This is a genomic window from Gemmatimonadaceae bacterium, assembly GCA_035533755.1.
Taxonomy (GTDB): domain Bacteria; phylum Gemmatimonadota; class Gemmatimonadetes; order Gemmatimonadales; family Gemmatimonadaceae; genus JAGWRI01.
Window position 1 is genome coordinate 1 of sequence record DATLTC010000047.1, and the last position, 15,140, is coordinate 15,140.

General features: G+C 68.9%; 11 protein-coding genes. 4 read left to right on the top strand and 7 right to left on the bottom strand.

Features of this window, described 5'->3' with window-relative positions:
* Both VNE60_06615 and VNE60_06620 read right to left on the bottom strand, forming a co-directional pair.
* Positions 1 to 3,158 (bottom strand): ATP-binding protein (locus VNE60_06615; protein HVB31185.1); only part of this gene is annotated, 3,158 nt, incomplete at its 3' end.
* A 117-nt stretch (positions 3,159 to 3,275) separates the two neighbouring features.
* Positions 3,276 to 5,786 carry a beta-L-arabinofuranosidase domain-containing protein gene (locus VNE60_06620; GenBank protein HVB31186.1) on the bottom strand — a complete coding sequence of 837 codons (2,511 nt, stop codon included), beginning with the start codon at positions 5,784 to 5,786 and terminating at the stop codon, positions 3,276 to 3,278.
* Between the two features lie 208 nt (positions 5,787 to 5,994).
* Between VNE60_06620 and VNE60_06625 the strand changes: the two genes are divergently transcribed.
* Both VNE60_06625 and VNE60_06630 read left to right on the top strand, forming a co-directional pair.
* Positions 5,995 to 8,892, top strand: coding sequence for an SUMF1/EgtB/PvdO family nonheme iron enzyme (locus VNE60_06625; protein HVB31187.1), 2,898 nt, complete (start codon positions 5,995 to 5,997; stop codon positions 8,890 to 8,892).
* Between the two features lie 160 nt (positions 8,893 to 9,052).
* Positions 9,053 to 10,966: a M1 family metallopeptidase gene (locus VNE60_06630; protein HVB31188.1), complete on the top strand. Its 1,914-nt coding sequence runs from the start codon at positions 9,053 to 9,055 to the stop codon at positions 10,964 to 10,966.
* A gap of 63 nt (positions 10,967 to 11,029) precedes the next feature.
* Here VNE60_06630 and VNE60_06635 read toward each other — a convergent pair whose 3' ends face one another.
* A complete protein-coding gene (locus tag VNE60_06635) occupies positions 11,030 to 11,614 on the bottom strand; it encodes a TIGR00730 family Rossman fold protein (protein ID HVB31189.1) in 585 nt (194 codons plus the stop codon).
* Positions 11,615 to 11,717: 103 nt separating this feature from the next.
* Between VNE60_06635 and VNE60_06640 the strand changes: the two genes are divergently transcribed.
* On the top strand, positions 11,718 to 12,413 hold the full coding sequence (locus VNE60_06640) for an AIM24 family protein (GenBank protein HVB31190.1): 696 nt from the start codon (positions 11,718 to 11,720) through the stop codon (positions 12,411 to 12,413).
* A gap of 23 nt (positions 12,414 to 12,436) precedes the next feature.
* On the opposite strand, the gene VNE60_06645 is transcribed toward VNE60_06640, so the two are convergent.
* The 3 genes from VNE60_06645 to VNE60_06655 form a co-directional block, all read right to left on the bottom strand.
* Positions 12,437 to 12,895 (bottom strand): PH domain-containing protein, encoded by a 459-nt coding sequence (locus VNE60_06645; GenBank protein ID HVB31191.1) that lies wholly within the window; start codon positions 12,893 to 12,895, stop codon positions 12,437 to 12,439.
* 77 nt (positions 12,896 to 12,972) lie between these two features.
* A complete protein-coding gene (locus VNE60_06650; GenBank protein ID HVB31192.1) occupies positions 12,973 to 13,209 on the bottom strand; it encodes a hypothetical protein in 237 nt (78 codons plus the stop codon).
* 17 nt (positions 13,210 to 13,226) lie between these two features.
* Positions 13,227 to 13,673: a VOC family protein gene (locus VNE60_06655; protein ID HVB31193.1), complete on the bottom strand. Its 447-nt coding sequence runs from the start codon at positions 13,671 to 13,673 to the stop codon at positions 13,227 to 13,229.
* A gap of 175 nt (positions 13,674 to 13,848) precedes the next feature.
* On the opposite strand from VNE60_06655, the gene VNE60_06660 reads away from it, so the two are divergent.
* Entirely contained in the window at positions 13,849 to 14,610 is a 762-nt protein-coding gene (locus VNE60_06660) for an SPFH domain-containing protein (GenBank protein HVB31194.1), read from the top strand.
* On the opposite strand, the gene VNE60_06665 is transcribed toward VNE60_06660, so the two are convergent.
* The gene (locus VNE60_06665) at positions 14,576 to 15,136 is read right to left on the bottom strand and encodes a DUF1697 domain-containing protein (GenBank protein ID HVB31195.1); all 561 of its coding nucleotides are present in this window, start codon (positions 15,134 to 15,136) and stop codon (positions 14,576 to 14,578) included. The two genes, VNE60_06660 and VNE60_06665, sit on opposite strands and share 35 nt — an antisense overlap.
* Positions 15,137 to 15,140: the final 4 nt, after the last annotated feature.

The following is a 15,140-nucleotide window of genomic DNA, read 5'->3' on the forward strand; positions in this document are numbered from 1 at the left end:
CCCGCGGCGAGCACGGTGTAACCCGCCGACGTGAGAATCCGCTCGGCCAGCCGCCGCACCGCCACCTCGTCCTCCACCAGGAGGATCGTCTCCGTTCCCGGCGCGTGCGCCGCAGTCCGTGCGGTCACGCGGGCGTGCGGCACCGCGTCCACCCGCGGCAGGTAGATCTTGAACGTCGAACCCTGCCCCGGCTCGCTGTACGCCCAGATACTGCCCTCGCTCTGCTTGACGATGCCGTACACCGTGGCCAGCCCCAGCCCCGTCCCCTTGCCCGCTTCCTTGGTCGTGAAGAACGGCTCGAAGATGCGCTGCTGGGTCACCTCGTCCATGCCCACGCCCGTGTCGGCCACCGACAGCAGCACGTGGGCGCCCGGCCGCACCGACGCGTGCAACTCGGCGTGGGCCGCGTCGAGTTCCACGTTGCGCGTCTCGATGGTCAGCGTGCCGCCGTCCGGCATCGCGTCGCGCGCGTTGACCACCAGGTTGAGCAGCACCTGCTCCAACTGGCGCGGATCGGCCCGCACGCTCCCCAACTCCTTGCCCGGAATGATCACCAGGTTCACGTCCTCGCCGATCAGCCGCTGCACCATGGTGTGCATGCCGCCCACCAGCCCGTTCAGGTCCACGACGTCGGGCTTGAGGATCTGCTGACGACTGAACGCGAGCAACTGGCGAGTCAGATTGGCGGCCCGCTCGCCGGCTGCCTGGATCTCCGCCAGATCGCGGCGCAGGGGATCCGCCGGCGGCACCTGGTCCATGGCGAGGCTCGTCGTCCCGTTGATCACGGTGAGCAGGTTATTGAAATCGTGCGCGATCCCGCCTGCCAGACGCCCCACGGTCTCCATCTTCTGCGCCTGCAGAAACTGGGCCTCCAGTTGGCGGCGCTGCTCGGCCTGCGCCGCCAGCTCCATCGCAAACCCGATGTTCATGGCCAGATCGTCGAGCAGCGCCAGCTCATCGTGGTCAAAGAAGCCCGGTTCGGTGGCGTAGAGCGTGAACGCGCCCCGCGTGGCGCCGCTCACGGTGAGCGGGAACGCCGCCGACGCCCGGTAGCCCAGGCGCAGCGAATCGTCGCGCCACGGCGCCATGCGCGGGTCGTTGGCGATGTCGTTGCTGACGTCGTGGCGGCCGGTGCGGAGCGCGGTGCCCGTGGGGCCGCCCGCGCGCCTGGGGTCGCTGAGCACGATGTCGAGGCGCGACAGATACCCGTCGGACACGCCGGCCGACGCCGCCACGCGCACCGCCTGCGTGGCGGGGTCCACCAACCCCACCCACGCCATGCGGAACAGGCCCCGCCCCACCGCGATCTCGCACGCGCGTTCGTACAGCGCCTGCAGGTCGCGGATGCGCACGATGCCCTCGTTGATCTCGCTCAGCACGGCGTACACCCGATTCAGCCGGCGCACGCGCTCCTCGGTGCGCCGCACCTCGGTCACATCCTGCATCGCCCCGATCACGCGCACCGCGCGCCCGGCGGCGTCGCGGGCAATCCGCCCCCGATCCTCCACCACCGCGTACGTGCCGTCGTGGCGCCGGAAGCGATACGTGTCCGACCAGCTCGCGCTCGTCGAATCGAGCGCCGACCGCAGCCCCTCGCGCACGCGGTCGCGATCATCGGGGTGCAGGCGGGTGGTCCACGACTCCAGGCCCGGCTCCACCTCCGCGGGCGAATCGCCGAACAGCACCTGGAAGTTGTCGTTGCGCCAGAGCGTGTCGGCGGTCACGTCAAAATCCCAGATGACGTCGAACGTCGCCTGGTTCGCCATCTGGAAACGCTCCAGACTCAACCGCAGCGCCTCCTCGGCGCGCTTGCGCTCGGTGATGTCGTCGAACACCGCGGCAAAATGCCCGGGCTCCGAGCTGTACACCGAGAGCATGAGCCATTGCTGATTGGACTTGAAGTCGAACTCCACCACCTCGGGCACGCCGGTGGACGCCACGCGCCCATACAACTCGAACAGTTCGGGGCTCACCTCGCGGATGCCGGGAAGGAGTTCGCTCACGCGCTTCCCGATCGCCCCCGTGAGCCCGCTGAGGCGCGTGAACGCCGCGTTGACGTCGAGGTAGACGAAATCCACCGGCCGCCCCGCCGCGTCGTACTCCATCCGGCAATACGCGAATCCGTTGAGCATGTGTTCGAACAACGACCGGTAGCGCGCTTCGCTCGCTCGCAATGCTTCCTGGGCTCCACGCTCCAACTCGTACAACTCGCGGTAGATGCCGGCCTGCTTGCGCCGATAGCCGCTGGCCGTGACGGCCGCCGCCAGCAGGATGAGCGAGGCCACCACGAGCCCGATCAGCATCGCCCGGTAGCGCGCTTCGGCCAGCAGTTCGCCGGAGTCCACCTTGGCCACCATGAACCAGGGTGATCCGGCGATGGGGCGCAGGTCCGCCAGCACCTTCACGCCGCGATAGTCCAACCCCTCCACCTGGCCAACCCGGCCGAGCACCGCCTGGGCGGAGGGATAGTTGGTCTGGCTCAAGGGACGCCGCCAGCGGAGCGCCGTGTTCGGTGCGTACCGCAGATCGCTGAGCGCCACGACGTCGTCGCCCTCGCGCTCCACGAGCACGGTCTCGGCGCTGCGACTGGGCGTGGGCCAGGTCTGGATCAGCGGATACAGATACGCGTGCGCGTCGGTCCGCAGCATCGCCGCGCCCACCGGCCGGCCGGCCGAGTCCCGGACCACCGCCACGGCGTCGATGTACACCGCGCCGCCGCGCCCGCGGAACAGGTCCGACAGCACGGCCCCACGCGAGGCGAGCGACGCCGCCACGGCCCGCCGCGTGGCCGAATCGACCGACACCACGGTGCCGTTGCCCCCAACGAGCACCCGGCCGTCGGGCGCGATGAACGCTGCGTCGACATATCCATACGCGGCGGCGGTGATCTTCAGGTACTCACGCAGTTGCGCCAGCAGCGCGGGCCGCGCGACGCCGCCCGAGAGTTCGCCGAGCGCGCCGCTGATGAATGGATTCCGCGCCAGGACCGCCGCATCGCCAATGCGCTCCCGGCGCCACTGCTGGATCTCGTCGGCCTTCAGGCGCCCCACCGCGGCCACGGCGCCGTACTGCGCCTGCTGGATGGCGTCCGCCTCTATCCGGTAGTAGCCGTAGCCGCCCACGAGCAGCACCAGCGTGACGGCCAAGAAGGCCGCCACCCGGGTTCGCCAACCGACGCGCGACGCTGAAATCGCCACCGGATCCTTGGCACGAGGGAACGCTCGCCGCGCGCTACTGCCCGGCGCGGCCGCTATCCCCCGCAATGTGCGCCGGCTTCAGCCCCCGGGCAACACGTCCCGAACGGTTCGCACCCCAAACACTTGCGCAACGCGCCCCTGCGGCCCGGCCTGGAACCGCACCGTCACCTTGGACTTGCCGCGCGTGAGACTCGCCGGCACGGCGTACCTCGCATCGTAGAATCCGGTGGCAGTGGCGGCAGGCGTGAAGTGCGCGATGGACGTTCCGTCCACGAGGATCTCGAAGTCGGCCGGCGCCGGCGGCAGTCCCAGCTCGTCGTAATACGTGACCACCAATGCCATGGCGGCATTGGCGTCCACCGGCAGATCATACGAGAACCAGCCAGCCCCGCCGCGGCCCAACCGCCCCTGCGCGCGCTGCGACGGCCGGTTGGCGGGATCGCTCTGATAATTGAAGTTGGGCTCCTGCGCCCGGTTGCCCGGCTGCACGAAGCCCATGGTGTGTGCTTCGAGTTCGCGCACGCGCTCGGCCTCGGCGTCGAGCGCCGCCACGCGCGCATCGAACCCCGCGGGCGTGATCACGTCCATGTACACGCTGTACGTGCGCTCGTACGTGCGGTAGAACGGCGCCAGCGGCACGTCGGTGGGCGCCGCCGGCTGCTCGGGAATGCGCGCCACCTGCCGGGCCACGAAGTTGCCGGGCTGCGTGCCCGCCGGCACCACCCAGTCGCTCACCGGCCGCCCGGCGGCCACCATCACCGGCACGAGCGGGCGCGTGTACTCCTCCCGTCCCTTGCGGCGCGGGCCGAGATCGGCGGCCAGCGCCATCGGGCCCCACATGACGGCGGTGATCTGCGCGTTGTCGGGCGTGGTCTCGAAGCGCAGCGTCCTGGGCAGCACCAACTCCACCCGGTCGCCCGACTTCCACACGCGTCTCAGCTCCACGAACGTGCTCGGCGGCAGCACGCGCGGATCCTGGCTCACCAGCCGCCCGCCGGCGCGCCCCGCCGCCAGGCTCGCCAACGACGGCTGCGGCATGTCCGCGCCGTTCACCCGCACGGCAAACTCGTCGCCCGCCCAGCTCGGGCGCCGCACGGCGAGGGTGAATTCCCTTGCCGACGGCATGGTGAGCGTGAGCGCCGCGTGGCCGCCGTCGGGAAAGTCGGTGTCCATGGCCACGTGCACGCCGAGGCCGGGCACATCCGCCGCCGTCGGCACGAACTGCGTCACGTAGAGCGTGTCGCCGGTCTCGTAGTAGATGCCGTAGCCGTGCAGCGCGTGGTTCTCCATCCCCGTGCCCACGCAGCAGGTGAAGTCGTGGAGCATGTCCTGATACTCCTGCTGCTCGCCGCGTCCGATCGGCACCATGTACGACATGTCGCCGGTGACCGGATCCATGGACGACAGCGCGTGATTGAACAGCGCGCGTTCCTGGAAGTCGGCGTAGAACGCGTCGGGGCGCAGCGAGAACAGCCGCCGCGTGAGCTTGAGCATGTTGTACACGTTGCACGACTCGCAGGTGCGCCCGTCGATGAGCGTGCTCCACCGGTCGGCCGGCCCGAAGTACTCCGACAGCCCATGGCCGCCGCTGGCGTACGTGTGGTGCTGCACCACCGTGTCCCAGAAGAACGATGCCGCCAGCAGGTCGCCCGCGTCGCCCGTGTACCCGAACCGTTCGGCAGAGCCCACGAGCTTGGGGATGGCGCAGTTGCCGTGCTTGCCGTCCAGGTTGTCCTGGCCGCGCTTGAGCGCGTCGGTGAAGGCGTGGTGCTCGAACCGGTACGACAGACGCAGCCACCGCTCGTCGCCGGTGTCGGCCCAGAGGTCGGCCAGCACCTCGTTCATCCCCCCCTGCTCGGTGTTGAGCATCTCGGCCAACTGCTGCGCGTCGAGCGGCGCCAAGATCCCCTCGGCCCACGCGGCGAACTTCGTCTCCACGTCGAGCGCCGCGCGATTGCCCGTGTGGCGGTAGGCGTCACGCAGGCCGGCGAACGTCTTGTGCAGCGTGTACCAGGGCGACCAGAGTCCGTTGAGATCGAACGGCTGCGAGCGGATGATGCCCCGCTGCAACTCGCCGAACGCCTCGCGTCCGTGCTCGAGCGCGCTCAGATAGCCGTCGCCGTTCTTGTCCTGCACTTCCTTGAGCCCAGCCACCAGATAGTCGGCGCGCTGCTTGAATCGCTCGTCGCCGGTGGCGCGGTACATGAGGCTCACCGCCGACAGGTGGTGGCCGGCGATGTGGCCGGTGAGGTTGTGGCCGTCGCCGTCCCATCCGCCGTAGCCCGGCGCCTTGGGGGCGAGCCCGGCGCGGATGCGATAGTACGCCAGCATGCGGTCGGGGTCGAGCGAGAGCAGATACTTCCCGTCCATCTCCTGCGCGTGCTTGAGCGGACCGCCCAGCACGCGGACGTTGCCCAGCGGCACGGGGCGGGCGCGCACCATCTTGTCGGGAACCACGCCGTCGGCCAGCGCCTGCTCGCGCTCGGCGGCGGTCAACACGGAGGCGCTCGCGGTGCCGCGCAGGCCAAGGGAGAGAGCGGCGGCCGCGGAGGCGGAGCGCACCAGGAAGTCGCGTCGGGACGAGGGCATGGCGGCGGCGGAGTGGAAGGCGGCAGGAGCCGCATCGGCGCGGCATTCTATGATACTCGCCGCCGGTCGAGGTGGCGAGCGCGCCGCCGAGCATAGTGGTGGGGGCGGCAGCCGCGACCGCTGGCCGTTCTGGTGACCGTCACTCGTCGCGTTTCATTGCGCCTGCCAGACACCGGCCTTACGTTAGCGTTCCCGAGCCAGGGCACGCGTGTCCACCGACCTTTTGCACAAGCTGCAGGCCTCACTTGGCGCCGAATACCTGCTCGAGCGCGAACTCGGCGGGGGCGGCATGTCGCGCGTGTTCCTGGCCGAGGAACGCCGCCTGGGCCGCCGCGTGGTGGTGAAGGTCCTGAGTCCCGACGTGGCTCCCGGCTTCTCCGCCGACCGGTTCGCGCGCGAGATCGGTCTCGCCGCCCGGCTGCAGGATCCGCGCATCGTGCCTCTGCTCCGGGCAGGACAGATCGACGACCTGCCCTACTATACGATGCCGTACGTGGACGGAGAGTCGCTGCGCACGCGGTTGGTGCGCGGCCCGGTGCCGGTGCACGAGGCCCTGGGCATCCTCCGCGACGTCGCGCTGGCGCTCGAATACGCGCACGCGAACTCCGTCGTGCACCGCGACATCAAACCGGAGAACATCCTGCTCTCCGGACGCACCGCGGTGGTATCGGATTTCGGAATCGCCAAGGCGATCACCGCGGCCACGCTTCCCCTCGACGGCCCCGCCGGACTCACAGCGCTGGGCACGATCATCGGCACTCCCGCGTACATGGCGCCCGAGCAGGCCGCGGGAGGAATGGTCGACGCGCGGGCCGACATCTACGCGTGGGGGATGGTCGCGTACGAGATGCTGGCCGGCACGCATCCGTTCGCCGAACACACGACGCTGCAGGCTCTGCTCACCGCGCAGATGGTCGACGCGCCAGAGCCGCTCGCCCGGCGGCGCGCGGGATTGTCCGCCGAGTTCACCTCGCTCGTCGACCAGTGCCTGGCCAAGGATCCCAACGACCGGCCGGCCAGCGCGTCGGCGCTGATCGAGCGGCTGACCGCAGCCGAACGTGGCGTGGTCGCGCCGGCGCCGGCGCCGGCGCTCGCGCGGCGCAAGCTCGCCGCTCTGGCGGCCGCAGTCGTGCTGCTCGCCGCCGCCGGCGGCTGGACGTACGTGCGCTCGGAACGACGGCATTGGGCGCGCGAGGTGGCGCTGCCGCAGGCGGAGCAGTTTCTCGCCGCCGACCGCCCCCTCGCCGCCTTCCAGTTGATGACCCGCGCCGCCGAGTACCTCCCCGGCGACACCGGCATCGCGCGCGCGATGCAGGACAATACGACCCGCGTTACCGTCACGTCGTCGCCCGCCGGCGCCCGCGTGGCGATTCGGGATTACAACGCGCCCGACAGCGTCTGGTACACGCTCGGCACGACGCCCATTCACGCGGCGCGGATCCCGAAGGGGACTTTTCGCTGGAAGGTATCGGCCCCCGGTGCGCGGGATTACGTGGCGGCGCCCGTGAGCGCGCCCGCGATGACCTTTGCGCTCGATTCGTCGAACGCCGCGCCCGCCGGCATGGCGCGCGTGCCGGCCACGGTATGGGGCGACTACATCGCGTTCGTCGGATGGGTCGGCCCGTTCAACATGCCGGCGTTCTTCATCGACCGCTTCGAGGTCACGAACCGGCAGTATCAGGCATTCGTGGACGCGGGCGGATACACCAAGGCCACGTACTGGACCGCGCCGTTCGTCCGCGACGGGAAGGCGCTCACGTGGCAGCAGGCGATGGCGCTGTTCCGCGATCGCACCGGGCGCCCCGGCCCGTCCACGTGGGAGGCCGGGCACTATCCCGACGGCCAGGCCGATTATCCGGTGTCGGGCGTGAGTTGGTACGAGGCGTCGGCGTACGCGGCGTTCGCCGGCAAGAGTCTGCCGGCATTCGCGCAGTGGTATGAGGCGGCGCCGGGGGCGTCGGCGCGCGAGGTGGTGCGGGCCAGCAATATTTCACGGTCGGCGCCGGCGCCGGTTGGCGCGTTCAAGGGTGTGGGACCGTACGGCACGTACGACATGGCCGGCAACGTGCGCGAGTGGACGCTCAACACGCTCGACGGCGAACGGCGCTTCATCCTCGGCGGCAGCTGGTCGTCGCCCACATACCTGTACACGGAGCCGGAGTTGTTGTCGCCGTTCGACCGCTCGCCGGCCAACGGCATCCGGTGCGTGCGCAACGTCGCCCCGGTGCCGGCGGCGGCGGCGGCCTCGGTGAAGACCCTCTCGCGCGACTTCTCCACGGTGCATCCGGCGAGCGACGCCGTGTTCCGCGCCTACCGGGTGATGTATCGCTACGACCAGACCGCGCTCAACGCCAGAGACGAAGGCGTGGTGGCCGATACCAGAGACTGGACGGAAGAGAAGGTGAGCTACGACGCCGCGTACGGCAACGAGCGCGTGACGGCGTATCTCTTCCTGCCCAAGCGCGTGCGGCCTCCGTACCAGACCGTCCTGTTCTTTCCCAGCGCCCGCGTCCTCGACCTGAGCGACAGCCACCAGCTCGGCGACACGGCGTTCTTCGATTACGTGGTGCAGAGCGGGCGCGCCGTGTTGTATCCGATATATCAAGACACATATGAACGCCGCCTCCGCCACACGCGTCCGGGCACCGCGGCGGCGGCCGCGGTGGACGTGCAGCAATCCAAGGACGTGGGGCGGTCGCTCGACTACCTCGCCACGCGTCCGGACATCGCCGGCGACAAGCTCGCCTACCTCGGCGTGAGCATGGGCGCGGCCAACGGCGTCATCTACGCGACGATGGCGCAGGACCGGCTCAAGGCGATCGTGTTCCTCGATGGCGGGTTCTTCCTCGACGCGCCGCCGCCGGGGGCCGACCAGGTCGACTTCGCGCCGCGCCTCACCAAGCCCGTCTTGATGGTGAACGGCCGCTACGACTTCAGCTTCTCGCCCGCGCAGTCGCAGGACCCGCTGTTCCGCATGCTGGGCACTCCGGCCGCGGACAAGCGCCACGTCCTGCTCGAGACTCCCCATGACGTAGACGCCGACCGGCCCGCGCTCGTGGCAGCCGTGCTTGGTTGGTTGGACCGGTATCTCGGGCCGGTGCAGTAGCGCCCGAGGAGGCGAGTCGGGCCCGCGGCGCGCTGGCTGGGAAACCGGGCCGGAGGGCCTCCCGTACGGCCTACCGGCTCCCCGTGCCCGGGACCAGTTTATACCTCTATGCTCCGGCACCACCGTTCACCCTTCGCTCGAACCACGGGATCGAACTCCGATGATTAATCCACTGTCCATCGCCAAGCGGCTGTCGGCCGCCCGGTCGCTGCTGCTGGCGGCCGCCGGCGTGTGGCTGCTGGCCGCGCCCGCCGCGGCGCAGTTGTACACGCCGCGCAACGTCAAGCAGGCGTACGCCAACGGCACTCGCGCCCTCGACGGCATGCCCGGCGCCAAGTACTGGCAGAACCGCGGCCGTTACTCGATCACCATCTCGGCGCTGCCGCCCGATCGGCGCGTGTCGGGCACGGAGCAGATCACGTACTTCAACAACAGCCCCGACACATTGAAGACGCTGGTGATCAAGCTGTTCCCCAACTCGCACAAGCCCGGCGCGCCACGCGACGGCGGCACGTCCGAAGACGGGCTCACGTCCGGCGTCCACATCCGGTCGTTCGCGGTGAACGGCACCGCCGAGGCGTGGGACAACAGTCCGCGGTTCTTCAGTTGGCAGCCCGTGAAGTTGCCCGCCGCGCTGGCGCCGCACGACTCCGTGCGCCTGGCGTTCGCGTGGTACTACGACCTGCCCAAGCGCCCCAGCCGCCAGGGCGTGATCGACTCCACCACGTTCTACATCGCCTACTTCTATCCGCGCGTGGCCGTGTTCGACGACTACAACGGCTGGGACACGATGGATCACGCCGGTCACGAGTTCTACAGCGACTTCAACGACTACGACGTGACGGTGAACGTCCCCGCCAACTTCATCGTCTGGGGCACCGGCACGCTCACCAACGCGGCGGCGCTGCTGCAGCCCGAGCCGCTGCGGCGGTTCCAGGCGTCGTTCACCTCCGACTCCACGATCCGCGTGGCCACGCACGCCGAGGTGCTCGATCACGCGGTCACCACGCAGGGCGTCATGAACAGCTGGCACTTCACGGCTCGCGACATCCCCGACATGGCGTTCGGCCTCAGCGACCATTATGACTGGGACGCGGCCAGCGTGCTCGTGGACAACGCGGCCCACCGGCGGGCCAGCGTGCAGGCGGCGTACAACGACACCGCCGCCGATTTCCACCAGATGGTGCAGTTCGGCCGCCACTCGCTGGACTTCCTGTCGCACACGTGGCCCGGCGTGCCCTACCCGTACGAGAAGACCACCGAATTCCAGGGTGGCGCGGGCATGGAGTACCCGATGATGGCCAACGACGAGTCGTACGCCGACCCCGCGTTCGCCGAGTTCGTGGCCGCGCACGAGATCGCGCACACGTATACGCCCTTCTATATGGGCACGAACGAGACCCGGTACGGCTTCATGGATGAGGGGTGGGCCACCACCTTCGAGTATCTGATCAACCAGGTGGACATGGGCATGGACAAGGCCACCGCCCTGTTCAAGCAGTTCCGCGTGAACCGGTGGGCCGCCGATCCGTCGCCGCTCGAGGACCTGCCCATCATCACGCCGTCCGACGCGCTCACCGGCGGCGCCTACGGCATCAACGCCTACGGCAAGCCGGCCCTCGGCTACCTGGCCATGAAGGACCTGCTGGGCGACGCGCTGTTCGCCAAGTCCCTGCACGCGTACATGGAGCGCTGGCACGGCAAGCACCCCTCGCCCTGGGACTTCTTCTATACGTTCGACAACGTGTCGGGCCGGAACCTGGACTGGTTCTGGAGCAACTGGTTCATGAGCAACTACTACATCGATCTGGCGGTGCGCGGCGTGGCCAAGCACGGCAACGACTACACGGTGGCCGTGGAGAACATCGGCGGCATGGACGCGCCGTTCAATCTGATCGTGCACTTCGCCGACGGCAGCGTGGTCAACCTGCACCAGACGCCGGCCGTCTGGGAAAAGAATCAGAAGCAGGCCGAGGTGGCCTTCCGCAGCAATCAGACGGTGAAGTCGGTGGACATCGACGGCGGCATCTGGGTGGACGCCAACCCGGCCAACAACGTCTGGACGGCCAAGTAGGCCGAACGCAGTACACGGCGGCACGGCACCGGGCGAAGGCGCCCGGTGCCGTGCCGCCGTCCCTCAGGTGGCCGTCCGGTCGATCCACTTGGGCAGCACCGCCGGGCGCGCGGCCTCCAGCGCCTCGAGCAGCGCCGCGGGATCCTCGGCCACCCGCACCATCGCCCGGTGCTCGGGGCGCACGAAGCGCTCGGCCACCGCATGGTCCAGGAACGCCAGCAGCGGCGTGTAGTAGCCGGCCACATTGAGCAATCCGTATGGCTTGGCGTGCAGCCCCAACTGCCCCCAGGTCCAGATCTCGGTGAACTCCTCCAGCGTGCCCAGCCCGCCGGGAAGCGCCACGAAGCCGTCCGCCATCTCGGCCAGCCTGGCCTTGCGCTCGTGCATCGAGCCCACGATCTCCAGCCGCGTGAGCCCCCGGTGCGCCACCTCGCGGTCGGCCAGATGCTTGGGCATGAGCCCGATCACCTCGCCGCTCGCGCCAAGCGCGGCGTCGGCCAGTTCCCCCATCAGCCCCGTGTTCCCGCCGCCGTACACGATCCGCCGGCCCGACCGCGCCACGAGCGTGCCGAACGCTCGCGCCGCGGCCACGTAGCGCGGGTCGGCGCCGGGGCTCGACGCGCAGAAGACGCAGAGAGTCTGGAGCATGGGAATAATGTACCGAACGGCGGCCATCTTGCCGCACGCGCCGCCACATCGCATTCTCCATGCCAATCCCGCGCCCCGTTCACCCTCTGCCGGTCCGGTCCCCATGGCCATCCCGACACTCTGCAAGTCCACCATCATCAACGAGACCTACGCCGGCGTCACCTACCATCTCGAGGGCGAGCTGGTGCCGGTGCTGCACGTGGAGCTGGGCAAGACGGGCGTGTACTTCGAGCACCACGTGCTGCTGTGGAAGCATCCCGCGGTGACGATCGGGCTCAAGGCGCTCAAGGGCGCGTTCAAGCGGATGATCTCCGGCATGCCCGTGTTCATGACCGAGGCGTCGGGCCCGGGCCACATCGCGTTCAGCCGCGACGGCGCCGGCCAGATCCTGGCCCTGCACATGCAGCGCGGCGAGTCGATCGACGTGCGCGAGCATCAGTTCCTGGCCGCGACCTCCAACGTGGAGTTCACCTTCCAGCGCGTGAAGGGCGCGGCCAACATGCTGCTCGGCGGCACGGGCTTCTTCATCGACACCTTCGGCGCGCCGAGCGGCGAAGGGATCCTCTGGCTGCACGGCTTCGGCAACGTGTTCGAGGTGACGCTCAACGACGGCGAGGCGATCGACGTCGAGAGCGGCGGCTGGATCTACAAGGACCGCTCGGTGCGCATGGACACCCAGTTCCAGAAGCTGACCACGGGCTTCCTGGCGGGCGGCGGCCAGATCTTCTGGAACCGGTTCACCGGCCCGGGCCGCGTGGGCATCCAATCCATGTATGTGCACATGCCCACGGCGGAATAACGTCGTCCCGCCGCGGGCGCGGGCTACCCCTTGTCCGTCGCCCCCTGCACCGCGTTGCGGAACTCCGTGGGATGGCCGATGCCGGCGAACTGTTCACGCGTGCCGCCGGTGCCGGCGACCACGATGTCGCCGTAGCCGAACAGCTTGCCGCCCAGCCCCTGATTCACCGCGATCCCTTCCACCTTGGGGAGCAGCAGTTCCACCGAGCGCGTCTGGAACACGCCCAGCTTCATGATCACGCGCTTGTTGGTGACCGCGAACTCGGAGTACCGCCGCCGCATGACCGCGCTCACGAGCGCGATCACGATCGCCGCCACCGGCGCCACGGCCACGATCTGCCGTTCGGACTGGTAGGCCAGCCAGGTGAGCGGCGCGAACACGAGCAGCGACAGCAGCACGGGGCCCAGGTAGACCTTCCAGTGCAGGTGAGTGCGGAACTGCACCTGCTCGCCCGGCAGGAGATTGTTGTCGACGTAGGTCACGGGGTGGTCTCGGGTGGGCGGCGTTGGATGCGCTCGCGGATCAACTCGGCGGACGGAACTCCGTCCGGGTAGAACCTTCAACTGGGTTCGGGGAACGGCGGCGTCGGCACGTCCATGTCGAACAGATCGGTGCCGCCGTAGAGCACCGTCGGCGTGGGATACCCGCGGCGCGGATCGTCGCTGAGGAGCGTGGCCACGTTGGCCACCTCATACTCGGCGGGCGCGCCGAGCTGCCGCAGCGCCTCGTCGAGGTGCCTGCGCAACTTCGGCGCGTTGCCGCAGCCGTCCCGGGTCACGAATACCACATCGCTCATGGTCATGGGTGTTGGGATCAGCGTGCCGCCGCAATGGGTGACGAGATCGACAGCTTGAAACCGTCCGGATCCCGCAACCGGAAGCTGCGCACACCCCACGGCATGTCGGCGGGCTCCGAGTCGAGCGTGCCGCCAAAATCCCTGATCCGTCGGGCCACATCGTCCACACTCTGGACCGTGGTGAACTGCAGCGAGAACCCCTCCCCCTTCACCCGGTCCCATCCCTTGGCGCCGTTGTCCTGATTGAGCAATATCCGCACGTCCCCGGCTATCAGCGACACCGACGCCAGCTTTCCTTCGCGCTCGTGCTTGCGGTCCACGGTGAAACCCACCACGTCGCGGTACCAGACCAGGCTCTTCTCCAGATCCTTGACGGTGAGCGACGCCGAGAGCGCGCGGGCGCGGAAGGTCTCGGGCTCGGCGCGCTCGGGGGCGCCGGCGGGAACCGGGGGTTGGGTGCTCATCATCTCTCCTGTACCACGTGGGGGACGTTCGCTGCGGCGCTTCTATCATAGTCGCCGCCCGCGAGCGCGGCCAGCCGGCGGCGTCCGCCGTTGCAGGGGCGGCGGGCAGAACGATGGCGTTGAGCGTATACTCAGAGTTGGGCAACCGCAACTTCTCTTCCAGCGAGTGTTCTCCATGCCGATCACCATGCTCCTGTTCGCGATCGCACTCGCGCTCGTGGCTCTCTCGCTGCGCGTGGTGAAGGAATACGACCGGGGCGTCATCTTCCGGCTGGGCAAGTACACCGGCGTGCGCGGCCCGGGGCTCATCGTCCTCATCCCGGTGATCGAGCAGATGACGCGCGCCACGTTGCGCACGATCACGATGAACATCCCCTCGCAGAAGATCATCACCAAGGACAACGTCTCCATCGACATCGCCGCGGTGGCGTACTACCACATCGTGGATCCGGCCAAATCGGTGATCGCCATCGAGAACGTGGACGCCGCCATCAATCAGATCAGCCAGACCACGGTGCGCAATGTGGTGGGCCAGTTCAGCCTCGATCAGCTGCTCTCGCAGACGCTGGACATCAACGCCCGGATCAAGGACGTCATCGACGGTCACACCGAGCCCTGGGGCGCCCAGGTCACGGCGGTGGAGATCAAGGACATCACGCTGCCCGACAACATGCAGCGCGCCATGGCCAAGGAGGCCGAGGCCGAACGCGAGCGCCGCGCCAAGATCGTCGCCGCCGAGGGCGAGTTTCAGGCGGCCGTCAAGCTGGGCGAGGCCGCCGATATCATCGCGGCGCACCCCGTGGCGCTCCAACTGCGCACCCTGCAGACCATGGCCGAGATCAGCGTGGAGAAGAACTCCACCATCATCTTCCCGGCGCAATTCATGACCACGGTGCAGGAAGCTATGAAGATGATCCGCTCGGACGGGGCGGCCTGACCGCCCCGTTGCCCAGCGCCGTGGCGATCGCGGTGATGGTATTCCAGTTGCGCGTGGTGGCCGGCACCCCGAACAGCCGGTCCACCATGCCGAGGTAGCTGATCACTTTCATGTGGCGCCGGTACACGCCGAAGACGAACCGGTTGTCCCTGGCGAGGATCTTCAGCAGCCATGTGCCGCTGGCAGGAAAGCGCATGGGCGTGGACGGCGCCGAGCGGGGGCGTCTGGACAGGACGCTCACGAATCGGACCATGTCGGGTCGCGCGGGCTGGTCAGCGAAAGGATGCTGGGCGATCAGCCCGGCGATCTCGCGTCCTTCGCATATCATGATCTCGGCGTCGAAGGGCAACCTGCGCGTCAATTCGGCGCGCAGTTGGTCCCGGGTGACGGGCCGCCGGATCACGAAGGTGCCCGCCGCGCCGATGTTCACCGCGTCGAGGTGCCTGAGCTGTTCGGCGAGCTTGGCGGGCCGGAAGGTCCTGTGACCGCCTACGTTCACCCCTCGCAGAAGAACCACGAGTGCCATGCAC